General features: G+C 44.0%; 26 protein-coding genes. 24 read left to right on the forward strand and 2 right to left on the reverse strand.

What is annotated here, in order from left to right; genetic code table 11:
* Positions 1-10 precede the first annotated feature (10 nt).
* Together Q3W56_RS00560 and spoVM are read left to right on the forward strand one after the other, a co-directional pair.
* Positions 11-658 carry a thiamine diphosphokinase gene (locus tag Q3W56_RS00560; RefSeq protein WP_302894151.1) on the forward strand — a complete coding sequence of 216 codons (648 nt, stop codon included), beginning with the start codon at positions 11-13 and terminating at the stop codon, positions 656-658.
* 64 nt (positions 659-722) lie between these two features.
* Entirely contained in the window at positions 723-803 is an 81-nt protein-coding gene (gene spoVM, locus Q3W56_RS00565) for a stage V sporulation protein SpoVM (protein ID WP_003221545.1), read from the forward strand.
* Positions 804-875: 72 nt separating this feature from the next.
* Here spoVM and rpmB read toward each other — a convergent pair whose 3' ends face one another.
* Positions 876-1,064, reverse strand: a complete 189-nt coding sequence (gene rpmB, locus Q3W56_RS00570; protein ID WP_003221548.1) for a 50S ribosomal protein L28 — start codon at positions 1,062-1,064, stop codon at positions 876-878.
* A 279-nt stretch (positions 1,065-1,343) separates the two neighbouring features.
* Here rpmB and Q3W56_RS00575 point away from each other — a divergent pair, with 279 nt between their 5' ends.
* The 13 genes from Q3W56_RS00575 (at position 1,344) to ftsY (ending at position 16,406) form a co-directional block, all read left to right on the forward strand.
* Positions 1,344-1,706 (forward strand): Asp23/Gls24 family envelope stress response protein, encoded by a 363-nt coding sequence (locus Q3W56_RS00575; protein WP_003221550.1) that lies wholly within the window; start codon positions 1,344-1,346, stop codon positions 1,704-1,706.
* 15 nt (positions 1,707-1,721) lie between these two features.
* Complete coding sequence (locus Q3W56_RS00580) at positions 1,722-3,383, forward strand: DAK2 domain-containing protein (RefSeq protein WP_302894152.1); 1,662 nt, start codon at positions 1,722-1,724, stop codon at positions 3,381-3,383.
* Between the two features lie 136 nt (positions 3,384-3,519).
* Positions 3,520-4,182: an L-serine ammonia-lyase, iron-sulfur-dependent subunit beta gene (gene sdaAB, locus Q3W56_RS00585; protein ID WP_302894153.1), complete on the forward strand. Its 663-nt coding sequence runs from the start codon at positions 3,520-3,522 to the stop codon at positions 4,180-4,182.
* 23 nt (positions 4,183-4,205) lie between these two features.
* Complete coding sequence (sdaAA, locus tag Q3W56_RS00590; RefSeq protein ID WP_302894154.1) at positions 4,206-5,108, forward strand: L-serine ammonia-lyase, iron-sulfur-dependent, subunit alpha; 903 nt, start codon at positions 4,206-4,208, stop codon at positions 5,106-5,108.
* Complete coding sequence (gene recG / locus Q3W56_RS00595; RefSeq protein ID WP_302894155.1) at positions 5,086-7,134, forward strand: ATP-dependent DNA helicase RecG; 2,049 nt, start codon at positions 5,086-5,088, stop codon at positions 7,132-7,134. The genes sdaAA and recG overlap by 23 nt, the downstream gene beginning before the upstream one ends.
* A 108-nt stretch (positions 7,135-7,242) precedes the next feature.
* Positions 7,243-7,809: a transcription factor FapR gene (gene fapR, locus Q3W56_RS00600; protein WP_019714383.1), complete on the forward strand. Its 567-nt coding sequence runs from the start codon at positions 7,243-7,245 to the stop codon at positions 7,807-7,809.
* A 13-nt stretch (positions 7,810-7,822) separates the two neighbouring features.
* Complete coding sequence (gene plsX / locus Q3W56_RS00605; RefSeq protein ID WP_302894156.1) at positions 7,823-8,824, forward strand: phosphate acyltransferase PlsX; 1,002 nt, start codon at positions 7,823-7,825, stop codon at positions 8,822-8,824.
* 18 nt (positions 8,825-8,842) lie between these two features.
* Positions 8,843-9,796 carry an ACP S-malonyltransferase gene (gene fabD / locus Q3W56_RS00610; RefSeq protein ID WP_014113765.1) on the forward strand — a complete coding sequence of 318 codons (954 nt, stop codon included), beginning with the start codon at positions 8,843-8,845 and terminating at the stop codon, positions 9,794-9,796.
* Complete coding sequence (fabG, locus tag Q3W56_RS00615) at positions 9,789-10,529, forward strand: 3-oxoacyl-[acyl-carrier-protein] reductase (RefSeq protein WP_019714385.1); 741 nt, start codon at positions 9,789-9,791, stop codon at positions 10,527-10,529. The genes fabD and fabG overlap by 8 nt, the downstream gene beginning before the upstream one ends.
* A gap of 82 nt (positions 10,530-10,611) precedes the next feature.
* Positions 10,612-10,845, forward strand: coding sequence for an acyl carrier protein (gene acpP, locus Q3W56_RS00620; protein WP_003154310.1), 234 nt, complete (start codon positions 10,612-10,614; stop codon positions 10,843-10,845).
* Positions 10,846-10,984: 139 nt separating this feature from the next.
* Positions 10,985-11,734: a ribonuclease III gene (gene rncS, locus Q3W56_RS00625; RefSeq protein WP_014113767.1), complete on the forward strand. Its 750-nt coding sequence runs from the start codon at positions 10,985-10,987 to the stop codon at positions 11,732-11,734.
* 101 nt (positions 11,735-11,835) lie between these two features.
* On the forward strand, positions 11,836-15,396 hold the full coding sequence (gene smc, locus Q3W56_RS00630) for a chromosome segregation protein SMC (protein ID WP_302894157.1): 3,561 nt from the start codon (positions 11,836-11,838) through the stop codon (positions 15,394-15,396).
* A gap of 20 nt (positions 15,397-15,416) precedes the next feature.
* A complete protein-coding gene (ftsY, locus tag Q3W56_RS00635; protein WP_019714387.1) occupies positions 15,417-16,406 on the forward strand; it encodes a signal recognition particle-docking protein FtsY in 990 nt (329 codons plus the stop codon).
* A 35-nt stretch (positions 16,407-16,441) separates the two neighbouring features.
* Here ftsY and Q3W56_RS00640 read toward each other — a convergent pair whose 3' ends face one another.
* Positions 16,442-16,927: an Ig-like domain-containing protein gene (locus tag Q3W56_RS00640; protein WP_019714388.1), complete on the reverse strand. Its 486-nt coding sequence runs from the start codon at positions 16,925-16,927 to the stop codon at positions 16,442-16,444.
* A gap of 169 nt (positions 16,928-17,096) precedes the next feature.
* On the opposite strand from Q3W56_RS00640, the gene Q3W56_RS00645 reads away from it, so the two are divergent.
* From Q3W56_RS00645 to ylqF, 9 genes are all read left to right on the forward strand, one after another.
* On the forward strand, positions 17,097-17,429 hold the full coding sequence (locus Q3W56_RS00645; RefSeq protein WP_003238590.1) for a putative DNA-binding protein: 333 nt from the start codon (positions 17,097-17,099) through the stop codon (positions 17,427-17,429).
* 13 nt (positions 17,430-17,442) lie between these two features.
* A complete protein-coding gene (gene ffh / locus Q3W56_RS00650; protein WP_302894158.1) occupies positions 17,443-18,783 on the forward strand; it encodes a signal recognition particle protein in 1,341 nt (446 codons plus the stop codon).
* A 105-nt stretch (positions 18,784-18,888) separates the two neighbouring features.
* Complete coding sequence (gene rpsP / locus Q3W56_RS00655) at positions 18,889-19,161, forward strand: 30S ribosomal protein S16 (protein ID WP_003220815.1); 273 nt, start codon at positions 18,889-18,891, stop codon at positions 19,159-19,161.
* Positions 19,161-19,406, forward strand: a complete 246-nt coding sequence (locus tag Q3W56_RS00660; protein ID WP_003220817.1) for a KH domain-containing protein — start codon at positions 19,161-19,163, stop codon at positions 19,404-19,406. The genes rpsP and Q3W56_RS00660 overlap by 1 nt, the downstream gene beginning before the upstream one ends.
* A 121-nt stretch (positions 19,407-19,527) precedes the next feature.
* Entirely contained in the window at positions 19,528-19,914 is a 387-nt protein-coding gene (locus Q3W56_RS00665; protein WP_019714390.1) for a YlqD family protein, read from the forward strand.
* 4 nt (positions 19,915-19,918) lie between these two features.
* A complete protein-coding gene (gene rimM, locus Q3W56_RS00670) occupies positions 19,919-20,443 on the forward strand; it encodes a ribosome maturation factor RimM (protein WP_019714391.1) in 525 nt (174 codons plus the stop codon).
* A complete protein-coding gene (gene trmD, locus Q3W56_RS00675) occupies positions 20,440-21,171 on the forward strand; it encodes a tRNA (guanosine(37)-N1)-methyltransferase TrmD (RefSeq protein ID WP_302894159.1) in 732 nt (243 codons plus the stop codon). Before rimM ends, trmD begins: the two co-directional genes overlap by 4 nt.
* A gap of 139 nt (positions 21,172-21,310) precedes the next feature.
* The gene (rplS, locus tag Q3W56_RS00680) at positions 21,311-21,658 is read left to right on the forward strand and encodes a 50S ribosomal protein L19 (RefSeq protein WP_003220825.1); all 348 of its coding nucleotides are present in this window, start codon (positions 21,311-21,313) and stop codon (positions 21,656-21,658) included.
* A 144-nt stretch (positions 21,659-21,802) separates the two neighbouring features.
* On the forward strand, positions 21,803-22,651 hold the full coding sequence (gene ylqF, locus Q3W56_RS00685; RefSeq protein ID WP_019714393.1) for a ribosome biogenesis GTPase YlqF: 849 nt from the start codon (positions 21,803-21,805) through the stop codon (positions 22,649-22,651).
* Positions 22,652-22,711 lie beyond the last annotated feature (60 nt).

The raw sequence follows: 22,711 nt of genomic DNA on the forward strand, positions 1-22,711 counted from the left end.
GGAATCAGAAATGAAAACAATCAATATTGTTGCGGGAGGCCCTAAAGATCTCATTCCCGATCTAACCTGCTATACGGCGGCTGAGCACATCCTTTGGATCGGTGTTGACAAAGGCACCGTCACTCTTTTAGATGCCGGGATCATTCCTGATGAAGCCTTTGGAGATTTTGATAGCATAACAGAGCAAGAACGCCTCCGTATTCAAAAAGCCGCTCCCGCACTCCATGTGTATCAAGCAGAAAAAGATCAAACAGATTTAGACCTCGCCCTTGATTGGGCACTGGAAAAGCAGCCGGATATCATTCAGATATTCGGCATTACAGGCGGCAGAGCTGATCATTTTTTAGGCAACATTCAGCTTCTGTACAGAGGTGTAAAAACGAATATAAAAATTAGGCTGATAGACAAACAAAATTATATTCAAATGTTTCCTCCCGGTGAATATGATGTTGAGAAGGATGAAAACAAGCGATATATCTCTTTCATACCGTTTTCCGAAGAAATACATGAGCTGACCCTGACTGGTTTTAAATATCCGCTAAATAAGTGTCATATTATGCTCGGTTCAACACTATGTATTAGTAACGAACTCATTCATTCACGAGGTACTTTTTCGTTTGCAAAAGGCATATTAATAATGATAAGAAGCACGGATTAGCTTGTGCTTTCATGCTGAAACCAATGAACAGGCGGTTACGGGACGTTATAGGAGGGGACAAAAAATGAAATTTTACACCATTAAATTGCCGAAGTTTTTAGGAGGAATTGTCCGGGCGATGCTGGGCTCATTTAGAAAAGATTAAAGCCCAGGGGTTCAGAGCCCTCTTTCACCACATAAAAACGCCTGCCACTTATCGAGGCAGGCGTTCATTTTGTTATACACGCTCAACTTTACCGGATTTCAAAGCTCGAGCAGATACATATACTTTTTTAGGTTTTCCGTTCACAAGGATACGAACCTTTTGAAGATTCGCGCCCCAAGTGCGCTTAGAAGCGTTCATTGCGTGAGAACGGTTATTCCCAGCTGTTGTTTTTTTACCTGTAATAACGCATTTACGTGCCATTTGTTTCCCTCCTCACTTGCACAAAACATCTACTTTTCAACATTCATATGGTCTTGAGATGCTTTCGATATGGATACTTTAAATAATTTACCACAGCTAAAAAACGTTTGCAACTATTGTTTCATCATCTTTCAAGAAAATTCACTTGACATCTTGCAGAAACAGCGGTGCTATAGTATATGTAGAGGGACGGGCAGCAATGGCCAGGTCTTTTCTTTTCATAATGGAAACCATATAGTAGAATAGCTGTAACTCTATGCATTCGAAGGAGGAACTAGCGTGTCCATTGAATTAAGAACGAAGTACGGGCAGATTGATATATCTAATGAAGTCATTGCGATGGTTGCAGGAGGCGCGGCGATTGACTGTTACGGCATTGTCGGCATGGCCTCTAAAAACCAGATCAAAGACGGACTGACTGAAATCCTTCGGAAAGAGAATTTCAGCAGGGGTGTCCAAGTTCGCCAAGAAGGAGAACAGATACATATTGACATGTATATCATTGTCAGCTATGGCACCAAAATTTCTGAAGTGGCACATAATGTCCAAACAAAAGTAAAGTACACCGTAAATCAAACCATCGGACTGGAAGTGGACTCTGTTAATATTTATGTCCAAGGTGTCCGAGTGACGAACCCGTAGTTAGGAGGAGTAGGATTGTCTATCAGAACATTAGACGGCAGAACCTTTGCCGAGATGATTCTTGCGGGAGCGCAGAATCTGTCTCAAAATGCGAGTGCGGTTGATGCGCTGAATGTGTTTCCGGTGCCGGACGGCGATACTGGAACAAACATGAATCTGTCGATGACTTCCGGAGCCAGAGAAGTGGAGCAAATGAATACGGATGATATCGGGAAGGTAGGCTCCGCGTTATCTAAAGGACTGCTCATGGGAGCGCGCGGAAATTCAGGAGTGATCCTGTCCCAATTGTTCCGCGGATTCAGTAAAAGCATTGAAACAAAAAAAGAAATTAATGCTCTGGAGTTTGCCGCTGCGCTGCAAGCAGGTGTTGACATGGCGTATAAAGCTGTCATGAAACCTGTAGAGGGCACCATTTTAACAGTTGCAAAAGACGCTGCGAAAAAAGCGATAACCCTGGCAGAAAAAGAAACCGATATCACAATGCTGATGACTGCAGTGACAGAAGAAGCAGAGGCGTCTTTAAACCGGACCCCTGAATTGCTTCCTGTCCTGAAGGAAGTAGGAGTCGTCGACAGCGGCGGCAAAGGTCTGCTCTGTGTGTATGAAGGTTTCCTAGCTTCATTAAGAGGTGAAACTGTGCCTCAGAAAGCTGTTCTTCCCTCACTTGACGACATGGTCAGCGCAGAGCATCATAAAAGCGCGCAAAGCATGATGAATACCGAAGATATTGAATTTGGTTTTTGTACCGAAGTGATGGTAAGGCTCGATCAGACAAAACGAGAATTCGACGAAGGTACTTTCAGACAAGACCTCAGCCATTTTGGTGATTCTCTGTTAGTTATTGCGGATGAATCACTGGCGAAGGTGCATATCCATGCTGAAGAGCCGGGAAATGTATTAAACTATGCCCAGCATTACGGTGAATTAATCAAAATTAAAATAGAGAATATGAGAGAACAGCATACCTCCATCATCAGCCAAGAAAGCAACCCTGCTAACAACGAAAAATCAACGGCAAAGCAGCCGTATGGCATTGTAACTGTGGCGATGGGAGAAGGCATTTCTGACTTATTCAAAAGCATCGGCGCTTCTGTTGTAATCGAAGGCGGACAGACTATGAATCCGAGCACTGAGGATATTGTCGAGGCCGTAAAATCTCTGCATGCAGAAACGGTGTTTATCTTGCCAAATAACTCCAACATTATCATGGCAGCTAACCAAGCGGCCAGTGTAATGGATGAAAAGGTTTTTGTCATTCCGGCCAAAACGGTTCCGCAAGGGATGTCAGCCCTGCTGGCATTTAATCCGGATCAAGAAGCAGAAGCGAACAAAGCCAATATGCTCAGCGCCATCCAACAAGTAAAAAGCGGGCAGGTGACGTACTCAGTCAGAGATACTCATATTGACGGCAAAGACATTAAAAAAGGTGATTTTATGGGGATACTGAATGGAACGATTATCGGCACTGCTGAAGATCAGCTGTCAGCCGCGAAAATGCTGTTGTCAGAAATGATCGGAGAAGACGACGAAATTGTCACCATCCTATATGGTGAGGATGCGTCTCAGGAAGAAACTGAGGAGCTTGAAGCGTTTCTCAGTGAAAAGTACGAGGAGATTGAGGTTGAGGTCCATAACGGAAAACAGCCGCTGTATTCGTATATCGTTTCTGCAGAATAGAAGGGCAAATTGCCCTTCTATTCTTATGTCTGCTTTTAAGTGCGGCAGCGCTGTAACGCGCCCGCTTGCCATTTTATATCTGATCAATTAGTCTAAAAACAAAGCGCTTATAAACTCTGGTATAAGGAGGAATAGCATGAAATACAGAAGCGTTTTTGATATTATCGGCCCGGTGATGATCGGTCCGTCCAGCTCGCATACAGCGGGAGCGGCGAGAATCGGGAGAGTGGCCAGAAGTTTATTTGGCAGAGAGCCTGAGCGCATCATTGTATCCTTTTACGGTTCTTTTGCGGAAACGTACAAGGGCCACGGCACAGATGTCGCGATTATCGGCGGATTGCTTGATTTTGATACATTCGACGAACGAATTAAAACAGCTATAAAAATTGCCGAAGATAAAGGAATTGATATAGAGTTTCGGGTTGAAGACGCTGTCCCAGTCCATCCGAACACAGCCAAAATCACTATCTCTGATGAAAAGGGAGAGCTCGAGCTGACGGGTATTTCGATTGGCGGAGGAAAGATTGAAATCACAGAATTAAATGGTTTTGATCTCAGGCTGTCAGGAAATCATCCAGCCATATTAGTTGTTCATAATGACAAGTTTGGCACAATTGCCGGAGTTGCCAATGTTCTGGCGAAATTTTCAATTAACGTAGGACATATGGAAGTAGCCCGAAAGGATATCGGCCAGCTTGCTTTGATGACAATAGAAGTCGATCAAAATATTGACGACCACGTTCTCGACGAGCTGTCGAAGCTGCCGAATATTATTCAAGTGACAAAGATTGCTGACTAGCGAAAGGTCAGGAGGAGCCAGTTATGTTTCGTAATGTAAAGGAATTAATTGAGATTACTAAAGAAAAGCAAATATCCATCTCTGAAGTGATGATCGCGCAAGAGATGGAAGTAACAGAAAAAACAAAAGAAGAGATTTTTCAGCAGATGGACCACAATCTGACTGTTATGGAGGCTGCGGTCCAGAAAGGTCTCGAGGGAGTTGCGAGCCAAACGGGCTTAACAGGCGGTGACGCCGTTAAATTACAGGCCTACATTCGATCGGGTAAAAGCCTGTCTGGCCCGCTTATTTTAGATGCTGTATCAAAAGCTGTTGCAACAAATGAAGTAAATGCGGCTATGGGAACGATTTGTGCGACACCGACTGCAGGTTCTGCCGGTGTGGTGCCTGGCACGTTATTTGCAGTAAAAGAACAGCTGAACCCAACAAGAGAACAAATGATCCGCTTTTTATTTACAGCCGGGGCTTTCGGATTTGTCGTGGCTAATAACGCAAGTATTTCTGGCGCCGCCGGGGGATGTCAGGCAGAGGTTGGATCAGCCTCAGGCATTGCTGCTGCGGCGATTGTTGAAATGGCAGGCGGAACACCCGAACAAAGCGCGGAGGCCATGGCCATTACATTAAAAAATATGCTCGGTCTAGTGTGTGATCCTGTTGCGGGGCTTGTTGAAGTCCCTTGCGTAAAACGGAATGCAATGGGCGCTTCAAATGCGATGATTGCTGCTGATATGGCATTGGCAGGCATTACAAGCCGCATTCCATGTGATGAGGTTATCGATGCCATGTATAAAATTGGCCAAACGATGCCCACTGCGCTTAGAGAAACAGGCCAGGGCGGTTTAGCAGCAACACCGACAGGAAGAGAATTAGAGAAAAAAATTTTCGGAGGAGCGCTAGGTTCAAGTGAAACAACATCAGCAAACTAGTATAGCTAACATTAAGGGTATTGGGCCGGAAACAGAAAAAACATTGAATGAACTTGGTATTTATGACATTTCTGATCTTCTGAATTATTTCCCTTATCGCTATGATGACTACGAGCTGAGGGATTTAGAAGAAGTAAAGCATGATGAAAGAGTTACAGTCGAAGGGAAGGTTCATTCAGAGCCTTCTCTTACCTATTACGGAAAGAAACGAAACAGGCTGACATTTAGGGTTCTTGTTGGCCACTATTTAGTTACAGCCGTATGTTTCAACCGGCCTTATTTGAAGAAAAAGCTTTCTCTGGGTTCTGTTGTGACGGTCTCCGGAAAATGGGACAAGCACCGCCAAACCATCTCTGTTCAGGAGTTGAAAAACGGTCCGCACCAAGAGGATAAGAGCATTGAACCAGTGTATTCTGTAAAAGAAAATGTTACCGTCAAAATGATGAGACGCTTTATTCATCAGGCGCTGACCCAATATTCAGATTCACTTTTAGATCCTCTTCCGGAAAAGTTAAAAACACGATATAAGCTGCCGGACTATCATCAGGCGTTAAAAGCAATGCACCAGCCTGAAACAAGGGAAGCGTTAAAGCTTGCCAGACGCCGGTTTGTTTACGAAGAATTTTTGTTGTTTCAGTTGAAAATGCAAGCGTTCCGAAAGGCGGAAAGAGAGCAGACTCAAGGGATACGGCAGCGTTTTTCAAATGAAGAACTCCTGAGATTTATTAATAGCCTCCCGTTTCCCCTCACAAACGCTCAGTCGCGAGTGCTTCGCGAAATAACAGCAGACATGTCATCTCCATACAGAATGAACCGTCTTCTTCAAGGGGACGTTGGATCAGGAAAAACGGCAGTCGCCGCCATTGCGCTTTACGCCGCCATCCTATCCGGATACCAGGGTGCGCTCATGGTGCCGACAGAAATTCTGGCCGAACAGCATGCGGATTCGCTCGTTTCACTATTTGAAAAGTGGGATGTCAGTGTGGCCCTTTTGACAAGCTCTGTTAAAGGGAAGCGGCGAAAAGAACTGCTTGAACGTCTTGAGGCGGGAGAGATTGATATTCTTGTAGGGACCCACGCTTTAATTCAGGATGACGTGGAGTTTAAGGCGTTAAGTCTTGTGATCACAGATGAGCAGCATCGATTTGGAGTTGAGCAGCGTAAAAAGCTTCGGAATAAAGGGCAGGATCCCGATGTTCTCTTTATGACAGCCACTCCAATCCCAAGAACGTTAGCCATCACAGTGTTCGGTGAAATGGATGTATCTGTCATAGATGAAATGCCGGCGGGGCGAAAACAAATCGAAACCTATTGGGTAAAGCATGATATGCTGGACCGTATTTTGGCATTTGTCGAAAAAGAATTAAAGCAGGGCAGACAGGCCTATATTATCTGCCCGCTGATTGAAGAATCAGACAAGCTCGATGTGCAAAACGCCATTGACGTGTACAATATGCTATCTGACATTTTTCGGGGAAAATGGAACGTCGGACTTATGCACGGAAAGCTGCATTCCGATGAAAAAGATCAGGTCATGAGAGAATTCAGCGCGAATCAGTGTCAAATTCTCGTATCAACCACTGTTGTTGAGGTCGGCGTGAATGTTCCGAATGCAACTATTATGGTGATTTATGACGCCGATCGTTTCGGGCTGTCACAGCTTCACCAATTGCGCGGCCGTGTCGGACGGGGCGAGCACCAATCTTTCTGCATTCTGATGGCCGATCCTAAATCAGAAACAGGGAAAGAACGGATGAGAATTATGTCCGAGACCAACGACGGCTTCGAGCTGTCTGAAAAGGATCTGGAACTGAGAGGCCCGGGAGATTTCTTCGGGAAAAAACAAAGCGGAATGCCTGAATTCAAGGTAGCGGACATGGTTCATGATTACAGGGCGCTTGAAACGGCAAGGCAAGATGCAGCGAATCTTGTGGCTTCTGATGCGTTCTGGAAGGAGCCGGAATACGGTGTGCTGAGAGAACAATTGCTGAAGAGCGGAGTAATGGACGGGGAAAAATTAAGCTGAGTACCAGAAGTTTTTGGTGTTCAGCCAGAAACAATCGTTGCATTCCAATCTATGAAATTATATACTACTATTAGTACCTAGTCTTAATTGTCCGGATGGTGTTTAGATATGAGAAGAAATAAGAGAGAACGCCAGGAATTACTTCAGCAGACGATCCAAGTAACCCCTTTTATTACAGATGAAGAATTAGCAGGTAAATTTGGGGTGAGCATCCAGACGATACGTTTGGACCGCTTAGAGCTTTCCATACCGGAGCTGAGAGAAAGAATTAAGAACGTGGCAGAGAAAACGCTTGAAGATGAAGTGAAATCCCTGTCACTTGATGAAGTGATCGGAGAAATTATTGACCTTGAGCTGGATGATCAGGCGATATCCATTTTAGAAATAAAGCAGGAGCATGTGTTCAGCCGGAATCAGATTGCGAGAGGCCACCATTTATTTGCGCAGGCGAATTCTTTGGCTGTTGCAGTCATTGATGACGAGCTGGCGCTGACTGCAAGTGCGGACATCCGCTTTACAAGACAGGTAAAGCAGGGTGAACGTGTCGTAGCGAAAGCGAAAGTGACGGCCGTCGAAAAAGGAAAAGGAAGAACAGTTGTCGAAGTGAACAGCTATGTCGGCGAAGAAATTGTTTTTTCTGGACATTTTGACATGTACCGTTCAAAACATTCATAAAGGTGGAGCATGCATGAGAATATCTGTAGATGCAATGGGAGGAGACCACGCTCCCAAAGCCGTTATTGACGGAGTTATAAAGGGTATAGAGGCATTTGATGATCTCCATATCACACTTGTCGGTGACAAAACAACGATAGAATCACATTTAACAACAACATCAGATCGCATCACGGTGCTGCACGCAGATGAAGTGATTGAGCCTACAGATGAACCGGTCCGTGCCGTACGAAGAAAAAAGAACTCATCTATGGTCCTTATGGCGCAGGAAGTTGCCGAAAACAGAGCTGACGCCTGCATTTCAGCAGGGAATACCGGTGCGTTAATGACAGCCGGTCTGTTTATTGTCGGAAGAATTAAAGGGATTGACCGCCCGGCGCTTGCCCCGACACTTCCGACTGTTTCAGGAGACGGTTTTCTTCTCCTTGATGTCGGCGCCAATGTCGATGCCAAACCGGAGCACCTCGTTCAATACGCCATCATGGGTTCTGTTTATTCTCAGCAAGTGCGCGGAGTCACTTCACCGAGAGTCGGGCTTTTAAATGTCGGAACAGAAGATAAAAAAGGAAACGAACTGACGAAGCAGACGTTTCAACTATTAAAAGAAACAGCAAACATTCATTTTATCGGAAATGTGGAAGCGCGAGACCTCTTAGATGATGTGGCGGATGTTGTAGTAACAGACGGCTTTACCGGGAATGTTACACTCAAAACGCTCGAAGGTTCTGCGTTATCTATTTTTAAGATGATGAGAGAAGTAATGACGTCTAATCTCACATCAAAGCTTGCAGCAGCTGTGCTGAAGCCAAAGTTGAAAGAAATGAAAATGAAAATGGAGTATTCGAATTATGGCGGAGCAAGTCTTTTCGGCTTAAAAGCGCCTGTGATCAAGGCGCACGGCTCATCAGATTCGAATGCTATATTTCATGCGATTCGTCAAGCAAGAGAGATGGTCACCCAAAATGTGGCTGCGCTCATTCAGGAAGAAGTTAAAGAAGAAAAAACAGTTGAATAGTCTGGAGGTTTTTACATCATGAGTAAAATTGCGTTTTTGTTCCCGGGACAGGGATCACAATTTATCGGCATGGGGAAAGAGCTTTATGAGCAGGTGCCTGCTGCAAAGCGTCTGTTCGATGAAGCGGATGAAACATTGGAAACAAAACTAAGCTCACTGATTTTTGAAGGTGATGCCAAAGAGTTAACACTTACATACAATGCGCAGCCTGCTTTACTGACGACAAGCATTGCTGTTCTTGAGAAATTTAAAGAATCAGGCATTACACCTGATTTCACAGCAGGACACAGCCTCGGTGAATATTCCGCACTTGTTGCGTCTGGCGCGCTGTCTTTCAAAGATGCTGTTTATACCGTCAGAAAACGCGGAGAGTTTATGAATGAAGCAGTTCCTGCTGGCGAAGGAGCGATGGCCGCGATTCTTGGCATGGATGCCGAAGCATTAAAGCAAGTAACCGATAAAGTCACGGAGGAAGGCCATCTTGTACAGCTTGCAAATCTCAACTGTCCTGGACAAATTGTTATTTCTGGAACAGCTAAAGGTGTAGAGCTTGCATCTGAACAGGCAAAAGAGAACGGTGCAAAACGTGCCATTCCGCTTGAAGTAAGCGGTCCGTTCCATTCCGAACTGATGAAGCCTGCTGCTGAAAAGCTAAAAGAAGTATTGGACTCCTGTGACATAAAAGACGCTGGCGTTCCGGTCATCTCAAATGTTTCTGCTGACGTCATGACTGAAAAAGCAGAAATCAAAGAGAAACTCATTGAGCAGCTCTATTCTCCTGTTCGTTTTGAGGAAAGCATAAACAAGCTGATTGCAGAGGGTGTGACGACTTTTGTTGAAATCGGTCCCGGAAAAGTGCTTTCAGGCCTTGTGAAAAAAGTAAACAGACGCTTAAAAACAATTGCTGTATCAGATCCGGAAACGATCGAGCTGGCAATTCAAACGCTTAAGGAGGAAAATGAAAATGCTTAATGACAAAACAGCTATTGTCACTGGCGCATCCCGCGGAATCGGCCGCTCAATCGCCCTTGACCTGGCAAAAAGCGGGGCGAACGTTGTCGTCAACTACTCCGGCAATGAAGCGAAAGCAAATGAAGTGGTAGATGAAATCAAATCAATGGGCAGAAAAGCAATTGCTGTCAAAGCGGATGTATCAAATCCCGAAGATGTACAAAACATGATAAAAGAAACGCTTTCTGTTTTCTCTGCGATTGATATTCTAGTTAATAATGCCGGAATTACAAGAGACAACCTTATCATGAGAATGAAAGAAGATGAATGGGATGATGTCATTAACATTAACCTGAAGGGTGTTTTTAACTGCACAAAAGCTGTTACAAGACAAATGATGAAACAGCGTTCAGGCCGAATTATTAACGTATCGTCTATCGTCGGTGTCAGCGGAAATCCTGGACAAGCCAACTACGTGGCTGCAAAAGCCGGCGTAATCGGTTTAACAAAATCTTCTGCTAAAGAGCTCGCAAGCCGCAATATTACGGTAAATGCGATTGCGCCTGGATTTATCTCAACTGATATGACAGATAAGCTTGCAAAAGACGTTCAAGACGAAATGCTGAAACAAATTCCGCTCGCACGCTTTGGCGAACCTGGTGACGTCAGCAGCGTTGTCACGTTCCTTGCTTCAGAGGGAGCTCGTTACATGACTGGCCAAACGCTACATATTGACGGCGGAATGGTGATGTAAGTTTTTTCTCGAAATTTCATCATAGTTTCTCTAGTTTTTTAAAAACGAATCCACTATAATACTTGAGGGGAGGTGAATTGCTATGGCAGACACATTAGAGCGTGTAACGAAAATCATCGTAGATCGCCTTGGCGTTGATGAAGCAGACGTCAAACTTGAAGCTTCTTTCAAGGAAGACTTAGGTGCTGATTCCCTAGATGTAGTTGAGCTTGTTATGGAACTTGAAGACGAGTTTGATATGGAAATTTCTGACGAAGATGCTGAAAAGATTGCAACAGTCGGCGACGCTGTGAACTACATACAAAACCAGCAATAAGCTGATGCTAAAAGTCCCGCCGAAACGCGGGGCTTTAGCCCTTTATTCGTGCAGTTATTACAGCATGCCGCTTTTACGCGCGCTGTATCCGGTTTAGTCAGAGAAGCGCGGTGAACCTGATGTGCCTATGGAGGTTACTATGTCAAAACACTCACATTATAAAGATAAAAAAAAGTTCTATAAAAAAGTAGAACAGTTTAAAGAGTTTCAAGAACGGATTTCGGTTCACTTTCAAAATGAAAAGCTTTTGTATCAAGCATTTACACATTCATCTTATGTGAATGAGCATCGGAAAAAGCCGTATGAGGATAATGAAAGGCTTGAATTTTTAGGTGACGCTGTTTTGGAACTGACGATCTCCAGATTCTTATTTGCCAAGTATCCGGCTATGAGTGAAGGAGATTTGACGAAGCTGAGAGCCGCGATTGTATGCGAACCGTCTCTCGTTTCATTGGCCCACGAATTGTCATTCGGCGACCTTGTCCTCTTGGGTAAAGGTGAGGAAATGACAGGCGGAAGAAAGCGTCCTGCACTATTGGCGGATGTCTTTGAGGCATTTATCGGAGCCTTGTACCTTGACCAGGGATTAGAGCCGGTCGAAAGTTTCTTAAAAGTCTATGTGTTCCCTAAAATTAACGATGGTGCTTTTTCTCATGTGATGGATTTCAAAAGCCAGCTGCAAGAATATGTGCAGCGGGACGGCAAAGGCTCTTTGGAGTATAAAATCTCCAACGAAAAAGGACCTGCGCATAACCGTGAATTTGAAGCCATCGTATCTCTAAAAGGTGAACCACTCGGAGTCGGAAACGGCCGTTCAAAGAAAGAAGCCGAACAGCACGCTGCTCAGGAAGCTTTAGCTAAATTGCAAAAACACCATACGAGACAATAAAATCCCCCTGAATCATAAGGGGGATTTCAGTATGTATGCCGTCTTATTTCACCCATGTTTTATGATAGAATTGAAATACTTATTACATAAGGAGGATCGCTATGTTCCTCAAACGTTTAGACGTTATAGGATTTAAATCATTTGCAGAACGGATTTCTGTAGACTTTGTTAAAGGCGTGACAGCTGTTGTCGGCCCAAACGGAAGCGGAAAAAGCAACATCACAGATGCCATTCGCTGGGTTCTCGGTGAACAATCAGCACGGTCTCTTCGCGGCGGAAAAATGGAAGACATTATTTTTGCCGGCAGTGATTCGAGAAAACGATTAAATCTAGCTGAAGTTACGCTTACTCTTGATAATGATGATCATTTCTTGCCGATTGACTTCCATGAGGTCAGTGTCACAAGACGTGTATACAGATCAGGCGAGAGTGAGTTTCTGATTAACAATCAGCCTTGCCGCTTAAAAGATATTATTGATTTATTTATGGACTCTGGCCTTGGGAAAGAAGCATTTTCTATTATCAGTCAAGGGAAAGTGGAAGAGATCCTTAGCAGCAAAGCGGAGGATCGCCGCAGCATCTTTGAAGAAGCGGCCGGGGTGCTTAAATATAAAACAAGAAAGAAAAAAGCAGAAAATAAACTGTTTGAGACACAGGACAATTTAAACCGGGTTGAAGATATATTACATGAACTTGAAGGACAGGTTGAACCTCTTAAAATTCAAGCATCAATAGCGAAAGACTACCTGGAAAAAAAGAAAGAGCTGGAGCATGTTGAAATTGCGCTGACTGCCTATGATATCGAAGAGCTGCATGGGAAATGGTCAACTCTTAAAGAGAAAGTGCAGCTCGCTAAGGAAGAAGAGCTCGCTGAATCGTCTGCGATCTCTGCCAAAGAAGCAAAGATTGAGGATACGCGAGACAAAATTCAAGCGCTTGATGAATCAGTAAATGAGCTCCAGCAGGTCCTATTGGTGACGAGTGAAGAGCTGGAAAAGCTTGAAGGCCGTAAAGAAGTCCTGAAAGAACGTAAGAAAAACGCTGTGCAAAACCAAGAACAGCTTGAAGAAGCTATTATACAGTTTCAACAAAAAGAAACGGTGCTGAAAGAAGAGCTTGCGAAGCAGGAAGCTATCTTCGAAACACTTCAGGCAGAGGTGAAACAGTTAAGGGCTCAGGTAAAAGAAAAGCAACAGGCTCTCAGTCTTCACAATGAAAATGTCGAAGAGAAAATTGAGCAGCTGAAAAGCGATTACTTTGAGCTGTTGAACAGCCAGGCTTCGATACGCAATGAGCTCCAGCTGCTGGATGACCAGATGTCCCAATCGGCTGTTGTATTGCAAAGGCTTGCGGACAACAATGAAAAGCATCTTCAGGAACGGCGCGATATTTCTGCGCGAAAAGCAGCATATGAAACGGAGTTTGCCCGAATCGAGCAGGAGATTCACAGCCAAGTTAGTGCTTATCGTGATATGCAGACAAAATATGAGCAGAAAAAGCGCCAATACGAAAAAAATGAATCTGCACTGTATCAGGCGTACCAATACGTTCAGCAAGCGAGATCGAAAAAGGACATGCTTGAGACGATGCAGGGGGATTTCTCCGGCTTTTATCAAGGCGTTAAAGAAGTGCTGAAAGCGAAAGAGCGCCTTGGCGGTATTCGCGGAGCGGTCCTTGAGCTCATCTCAACAGAACAGAAGTATGAAACGGCCATTGAAATTGCGCTCGGCGCTTCTGCCCAGCATGTCGTGACCGACGACGAACAGTCTGCCCGTAAAGCGATTCAATATTTAAAACAGAATTCCTTCGGCCGGGCGACGTTTCTGCCTCTTTCTGTTATTAAAGACCGCCAGCTTCAAAGCCGGGATGCGGAAACAGCAGCTCAGCATTCGTCATTTCTCGGGGTTGCCAGTGAACTTGTCACATTTGATCCTGCGTATCGGCGCATCATCCAGAACCTTCTTGGAACCGTGCTGATCACAGAGGATTTAAAGGGAGCAAACGAACTAGCAAAGCTTCTGGGGCACCGGTACCGCATCGTAACCCTTGAGGGAGATGTCGTGAATCCGGGGGGATCAATGACGGGCGGCGCGGTTAAAAAGAAAAATAACTCACTGCTAGGAAGAAGCAGGGAGCTTGAAGATGTGAGCAAACGGCTCGCTGAAATGGAAGAGAAAACAGCACTGCTTGAACAAGAAGTCAAAACCCTTAAGCAATCCATTCAGGATATGGAGAAAAAACTGGCTGACTTAAGAGAGACCGGGGAAGGCTTAAGATTAAAGCAGCAGGATGTAAAAGGGCAGCTGTACGAACTTCAAGTTGCTGAGAAAAATATCAATACCCATTTAGAGCTCTATGATCAAGAAAAATCTGCTCTGTCAGAAAGCGATGAAGAGAAGAAAACGCGCAAACGCAAGCTGGAAGAAGAGCTTTCTGCCGTGTCAGAAAAGATGAAACAGCTTGAAGAGGATATTGACAGACTAACGAAACAAAAACAAACACAATCCTCAACAAAAGAGTCACTCTCCAACGAGCTGACTGAGCTGAAAATCACAGCTGCCAAAAAAGAGCAGGCATGTAAGGGTGAAGAGGACAACCTTGCCAGATTAAAGAAAGAGCTTACAGAAACAGAGTTTGCGTTAAAAGAAGCGAAAGAGGACTTAAGCTTCTTAACGTCAGAGATGTCATCAAGCACCAGCGGTGAAGAAAAGCTTGAAGAGGCCGCAAAACATAAATTGAATGACAAAACGAAAACGATCGAACTTATTGCGTTAAGACGCGATCAGCGTATCAAGCTTCAGCATGGGCTTGATACTTATGAGCGTGAGCTGAAAGAAATGAAACGCCTCTATAAACAAAAAACGACGCTCTTAAAAGACGAAGAAGTCAAACTCGGCCGAATGGAAGTTGAGCTTGATAACTTACTTCAGTACTTACGTGAGGAATACAGCCTGTCTTTTGAGGGTGCAAAAGAGAAATATCAGCTTGAAACTGATCCAGAGGAAGCAAGAAAGCGCGTGAAGCTAATTAAACTGGCAATCGAAGAGCTGGGTACCGTAAACCTCGGAAGCATAGACGAGTTTGAGAGAGTCAACGAACGGTATAAGTTTCTGTCAGAACAAAAAGAAGATTTGACTGAAGCGAAAAATACCCTGTTCCAAGTGATTGAAGAAATGGATGAAGAAATGACGAAACGCTTTAATGACACATTCGTCCAAATCCGCTCACACTTTGATCACGTCTTCCGCTCCTTATTTGGAGGAGGGCGAGCTGAACTGAGGCTCACTGATCCTAACGATCTGCTTCATTCAGGAGTTGAGATTATCGCACAGCCGCCGGGGAAAAAACTGCAAAACTTAAATCTTCTGTCAGGCGGAGAGCGTGCGCTAACTGCTATAGCGCTCTTATTCTCAATTTTAAAGGTTCGTCCTGTGCCGTTTTGCGTCCTTGACGAAGTAGAGGCTGCGCTTGACGAAGCGAATGTGTTCCGATTTGCACAGTATTTAAAAAAATACAGCAGCGATACCCAGTTTATCGTGATTACCCACAGAAAAGGAACCATGGAGGAAGCGGATGTGCTATACGGCGTAACAATGCAGGAATCCGGTGTTTCCAAGGTAATCTCAGTGAAGCTGGAAGAAACAAAAGAATTCGTTCAGTAACGAGGAAAGAGGTTAAAAAGATGAGCTTTTTTAAAAAATTAAAAGAGAAAATCACAAAACAGACAGATTCCGTATCTGAAAAGTTTAAGGATGGCCTTGAAAAAACAAGAAACTCCTTTCAAAACAAAGTGAATGATCTTGTATCCCGTTACCGTAAAGTGGATGAGGATTTCTTCGAAGAGCTTGAAGAGGTTCTCATCAGTGCGGATGTCGGTTTTACAACCGTTATGGAATTAATAGATGAGCTGAAAAAAGAAGTGAAACGCAGAAATATTCAAGATCCGATGGAAGTCCAATCTGTTATTTCTGAGAAACTGGTCGAGATTTATAACAGCGGAGATGAGCAAATTTCTGAGTTGGATATTCAAGATGGGCGTTTAAATGTTATCCTTCTGGTAGGTGTAAACGGAGTCGGCAAAACGACAACAATTGGAAAGCTTGCCCATAAACTGAAGCAAGAAGGAAAATCTGTTGTACTTGCTGCCGGAGATACATTTAGAGCGGGAGCCATTGAACAGCTGGAAGTATGGGGAGAGCGTACGGGAGTGCCAGTCATTAAGCAGACGGCCGGCAGCGATCCTGCGGCTGTCATCTACGATGCTGTACATGCTGCGAAAGCAAGAAATGCCGATGTATTAATTTGTGATACGGCAGGGCGTCTCCAAAACAAAGTAAACCTGATGAAAGAGCTTGAAAAAGTGAAACGCGTTATCGAAAGAGAAGTTCCTGAAGCGCCGCATGAGGTACTGCTTGCCCTTGACGCCACAACTGGCCAAAACGCCATGGCGCAAGCGAAAGAGTTCTCTAAAGCAACAAACGTTACCGGCATTGCTTTAACGAAGCTTGACGGTACGGCAAAAGGCGGAATCGTTCTTGCGATCCGCAACGAGCTTCAAATCCCGGTTAAACTAGTCGGGTTAGGAGAAAAAGTTGATGATCTTCAGGAATTTGATCCTGAATCGTATGTGTACGGACTCTTTTCAGATTTAGTGGAAAAAGCCGACGATTAAAAAAAGGCCCTCATATTTTGGGGCCTTTTTCTTTTTTATCTTCTCACTTGATAGGCGAAATGATAAAGGCTGTTATCTGTGGATACCAATCTCGAATCTTCTGAATAAACTCTGAACGGGATGATGTCATAGTAATGAACGGAAACAGATGTGTAATACGTATAATACCCTGCAGCTGGCCCCACATACATTGGAACCTCAAATGTTCCGTTTGCATCGGTTATTCCTGAAGCTGTTTTTGTTGTATTTCCGACCTTCGTATCTGCTTCAAATTTTACTGGAGCGTTTGGCACGGGCTGTCCGTTTTGGTCGAGTAATTTGCCGCTTATTGTAATATTGTACTTGACTCGCCAAAATTGTCCTTGCCCGTAATTGATTTTACCGTAAACCCCTCCATCTGTGCTGATATTTGTGATTGAAGCTTTATAAGGCACCTCAGCAGCGTCTGCATGTTGTGCCGGGAAAATGATTGTAAATATGGGTACCAAACACAGCATAAACAATAAACCGATTTTTTTCATAAGACATCCTCCTTTTAAATAGGTTCATATACAATATCGGAATAAATTGGATGATATTTAGCAAAAAAGCAACCAATCCTTTGACAAGATAAAAACTTGACAGTCTCGATAAAACCGTGTAAACTAAGTTATCGTAAAGGGATTTGACTTAACAAAGGGGAGAGCTCAAATGTCACTTGAAAAGACAACGAGAATGAACTATCTGTTTGATTTTTATCAGTCGTTGTTGACGTCAAAACAGAAGAGCTATATGTCGCTTTATTATTTGGACGATTTCTCCCTAGGCGAAATAGCCGAAGAATATGAGGTTTCAAGACAAGCTGTTTATGATAACATCAAACGAACAGAAGCGATGCTTGAACAATATGAAGAAAAGCTGCTCCTTTTGAAAAAGTTTCAGGAGCGTAAAGAGATGTTTAATAAGCTGAAGGAGCTTGCTTCCGGTTCAAAAGAAGAGGAAGAAATTACAGCTCTGATTGAAGCGCTTGAGAAATTAGATTAGGAGGCGGCAAACTATGGCATTTGAAGGATTAGCCGACCGACTGCAGCAGACGATTTCTAAAATCCGCGGAAAAGGGAAAGTCAGCGAACAAGATGTTAAAGAAATGATGCGTGAGGTTCGTCTTGCGCTGCTTGAGGCTGACGTTAACTTTAAAGTAGTCAAGGATTTTGTTAAAAAAGTAAGTGAACGCGCTGTAGGCCAAGACGTCATGAAAAGTCTGACGCCCGGCCAGCAGGTCATTAAAGTTGTTAAAGAGGAACTGACTGAGCTGATGGGCGGCGAAGAGAGCAAAATCGCCGTCGCAAAAAAGCCGCCGACTGTTATTATGATGGTCGGTCTCCAAGGTGCCGGTAAAACGACAACAAGCGGTAAGCTGGCGAATCTGCTGCGCAAAAAGCATAATCGCAAACCGATGCTGGTTGCTGCCGATATTTACCGTCCAGCCGCAATTAAGCAGCTGGAAACGCTCGGCAAACAGCTTGACATGCCTGTTTTCTCCCTTGGTGATCAGGTCAGCCCTGTAGAAATAGCTAAACAGGCTATTAAAAAAGCCAAGGAAGAACACTATGACTATGTCATTTTGGATACGGCAGGCCGCTTGCATATTGACCATGAACTGATGGATGAGCTGACTAACGTGAAAGAAATCGCCAATCCGGAAGAAATCTTCCTTGTCGTCGATTCAATGACGGGTCAGGACGCTGTGAATGTTGCCAAAAGCTTTAATGAACAGCTCGGTTTAACCGGTGTTGTGTTAACTAAGCTTGATGGAGACACACGCGGCGGTGCTGCGCTTTCTATTCGCGCGGTCACAAACACGCCGATTAAATTCGCCGGTTTAGGCGAAAAGCTTGATGCATTAGAATCGTTCCATCCTGAACGCATGGCATCAAGGATTCTCGGCATGGGTGACGTGCTGACATTGATCGAAAAAGCACAGGCCAGTGTTGATGAAGACAAAGCCAAAGAGCTGGAACAAAAAATGAGAACAATGAGCTTCACATTGGACGATTTTCTGGAGCAGCTCGGGCAGGTCAGAAACATGGGGCCGCTTGATGAGCTTCTGCAAATGATGCCGGGTGCAGGTAAAATGAAAGGCTTGAAAAACATCCAGGTTGATGAAAAGCAGCTGAATCATGTGGAAGCGATCATCAAATCAATGACTGTTCTTGAAAAAGAACAGCCGGATATTATCAATTCCAGCCGGCGGAAGCGGATTGCGAAAGGAAGCGGGACATCCGTCCAGGAGGTCAACCGTCTGCTTAAGCAGTTTGAAGAAATGAAAAAAATGATGAAGCAGATGACAAACATGTCAAAAGGTAAGAAAAAAGGGTTTAAGTTGCCTTTTATGTAATCGGTTATACATGATAAAACCGTTGTTAAGAAAAAACACTTTACAAACACTTTTATCATTGTTAATATACTATCTTGTTGAAATATTTTCGGAGGTGCTAGTAAAATGGCAGTAAAAATTCGTTTAAAACGTATGGGAGCAAAAAAATCTCCTTTCTATCGTATTGTTGTAGCAGATTCTCGTTCACCACGTGACGGTCGTTTCATCGAAACAGTCGGAACTTACAACCCGGTTGCAAAACCAGCGGAAGTAAAAATCGACGAAGAGCTTGCTCTTAAATGGCTTCAAACTGGAGCGAAACCATCTGATACAGTTCGCAACTTGTTCTCTAGCCAAGGAATCATGGAAAAATTCCACAACGCTAAACAAGGCAAGTAATGACTGATCAACACTTGGAAGATTTGATTGTCCGAATTGTGACGCCGCTTGTTGATCATCCAGATGACATTCGCGTCATAAGAGAAGAAACCGATCAAAAGATTGCGCTGCGCTTATCTGTCCATAAGTCAGATACCGGTAAAGTTATCGGAAAGCAAGGCCGGACTGCAAAAGCGATTCGAACAGCTGTATTTGCAGCTGGCGCACAGTCTTCTAAGAAAGTTCAATTTGAGATATTTGACTAAAAGGGAGAGGGCCGGCACCTCCCCTTTTTTTACACGCAAAAAAAGGGTAAACTGATAGAAGCTTAGGCAAAATAGATAATGCCCGAGCCAAAAAAGTTTTAAAAGCGGGGAGCTTGGTGCGATGCAAATTATTCACCGTGTAGCCGTTATGCAAGTCTTAACCGAGCGCAGCAAAGAAAAGCTTTTAGCTTCTTTTGCCGAAAAGAAACAAATGCTTGAACGAGAATGCAGCCAGCTCTATTTTCAGCTTAGAAAACATGAGAAAGAACAGCAAAACCCAGATATGATTGAACAATTTAAAAAGGCAATAGAAAAGCGAAAAGACAATATCAAAATAATCGATTTTCAAATTTCTCAAGTACATACGTTGCCGCTTGGCAGTGAAATGAAAGAAAAGGAAGTCGATGCACTGCTGACAATTGAAGCCGGGGATGACTGGCACGAGAAAACAGCAGCAAATACCATCGTCATAAAAGACGGAAAAGTAATTGAAATTCGCCAGAGGTGATCATATGACAAAGCGATGGTTTCATGTAGGTAAAATCGTAAACACCCACGGAATCAAAGGCGAAGTGCGGGTGATTTCGAAAACAGATTTTGCCGAAGAACGGTATAAGCCGGGCAACACGCTGTATTTGTTTATGGACGGAAGTAACGAACCAGTGGAAGTAACAGTAAACACGCACAGACTGCATAAGCAATTTCATCTGCTGCAGTTTAAAGAAAGACAAAGCCTGAATGAAGTAGAGGGACTGAAAAACGCAATCATTAAAGTGCCTGAAGAAGATTTAGGAGAGCTGAATGAAGGAGAATTTTATTTCCACGAAATCATTGGGTGCGAAGTATTTACCGAAGACGGTGAACTTATCGGAAAGGTTAAAGAAATTTTGACGCCTGGAGCTAATGACGTTTGGGTTATCGGCCGAAAAGGGAAAAAAGACGCACTCATTCCTTACATTGAATCAGTGGTCAAACATATCGATGTCAGCGAAAAGAAAATAGAGATTGAACTCATGGAAGGATTAATAGACGAATGAAAATCGACTTTTTGACGCTGTTTCCCGAAATGTTTGAAGGTGTGCTTGGCTCATCGATTCTTCAAAAAGCCCAGGACAAAGATGCGGTGCAGTTTCAGGTCGTGAATTTCCGGGAGTATTCTGATAACAAGCACAATACTGTTGATGATTATCCTTATGGCGGCGGCGCAGGCATGGTTCTCAAGCCTCAGCCTGTTTTTGACGCGGTCGAGGATCTGACATCAAAGGCAGCAGCTGCTCCGCGTATTATCCTCGTTTGTCCGCAGGGTGAGCGTTTTACCCAAAAAAAAGCCGAACAATTAGCAAAGGAAGAGCATTTGCTGTTTATTTGCGGCCACTATGAAGGCTATGATGAACGCATTCGCGAACATCTGGTAACAGATGAAATATCCATTGGCGATTTTGTTCTGACGGGCGGCGAGCTTCCCGCAATGATGATTGCAGACAGTGTGGTCAGACTGCTACCGGGTGTGCTGGGCAAAGAGGCTTCCCATATTGAGGATTCATTCAGCACCGGCCTTTTAGAACACCCGCATTATACAAGACCGGCAGATTACAAAGGTTTAAAAGTGCCTGAAACACTTCTATCAGGAAACCATGCAAAAATCAAAGAATGGCGGAATAAAGAATCGATCAGAAGGACCTATGTAAGACGTCCGGATCTTTTGAAAGACTACCCGCTTACAGAGCAGCAAAGAAAATGGATTTCTGAATGGGAAAAAAAATAGATTTTATTGCATAGGCTATGAAATTGTGATAAGATACTACTTGTGGCTTAAGCGGGCTCATCCGCTGCAAGCTTGAAAACGATGTTCCGCTGTGCCGGGTTTTGTGGCCAAGAGCATCTGTTGGAAGGAGTTGAAAACGATGCAAAAACTAATTGAAGATATCACAAAAGAACAGCTTCGTACTGATCTTCCTGCGTTCCGTCCTGGTGACACTTTACGTGTACACGTTAAAGTTGTTGAGGGTAACCGTGAGCGTATCCAGATCTTTGAAGGTGTTGTGATTAAGCGTCGTGGTGGTGGAATCAGCGAAACGTTCACAGTTCGTAAGATTTCTTACGGTGTTGGCGTTGAACGTACTTTCCCTGTACACACACCAAAAATCGCGAAAATCGAAGTTGTACGTTACGGTAAAGTACGCCGTGCTAAGCTTTACTACCTGCGTGAACTTCGCGGAAAAGCGGCTCGTATTAAAGAGATCAGACGATAATGATAACGAACGAAAAGAGCTTGTTACCTGTAACAAGCTCTTTTTTTATACAGAATTTGAAAATGCCGGACAGGCATCGTAAAATACATAAAGGACAACAAAGAATCATGCATACTGAAGAGATAAAGGCGGTGTTCGTGTCACATGACAATTCAATGGTTCCCGGGCCATATGGCAAAGGCAAGAAGGGAAGTAACCGAAAAATTAAAATTAATCGATATAGTATATGAATTGGTCGATGCCAGAATTCCAATGTCATCAAGAAACCCAATGATTGAAGATATTTTAAAAAATAAGCCGCGAATTATGCTGTTAAACAAGGTCGACAAAGCTGATGCGGCAGTTACACAGCAGTGGAAAGAGCACTTTGAGAACCAGGGGATCCGCTCCTTGTCCATTAATTCTGTAAACGGACAAGGCCTAAATCAAATTGTGCCGGCATCAAAAGAGATCCTTCAAGAAAAATTTGACCGGATGAGGGCAAAAGGTGTGAAGCCGAGAGCAATTCGCGCTTTGATTATCGGCATTCCAAACGTCGGAAAATCAACGCTTATCAACCGGCTGGCAAAGAAAAATATAGCAAAAACGGGAGACAGACCTGGTATTACGACATCTCAGCAGTGGGTCAAAGTCGGGAAAGAATTAGAGCTATTGGATACACCGGGGATTTTATGGCCAAAGTTTGAGGATGAGCTTGTCGGCTTGAGGCTGGCCGTCACCGGGGCTATTAAAGACTCGATTATCAATCTGCAGGACGTGGCTGTGTTTGGCCTTCGTTTTCTCGAAGAGCACTATCCTGAACGGCTGAAAGAGCGTTACGGCCTTGATGAGATCCCAGAGGACATTGCAGAGCTGTTTGATGCAATAGGTGAAAAGCGCGGCTGTCTCATGAGCGGGGGGCTCATTAACTACGATAAGACGACTGAAGTCATTATCCGCGATATCCGCACTGAAAAGTTCGGTAGGCTGTCATTTGAACAGCCGACTATGTAAAGACGCGCAGAAATGCGGGTCTTTATTTTTTCGTGACCGAACCGATACATAGAGTAAGGG

The sequence above is a fragment of the Bacillus sp. C28GYM-DRY-1 genome (assembly GCF_030519405.1).
GTDB classification, from domain to species: domain Bacteria; phylum Bacillota; class Bacilli; order Bacillales; family Bacillaceae; genus Bacillus; species Bacillus spizizenii_A.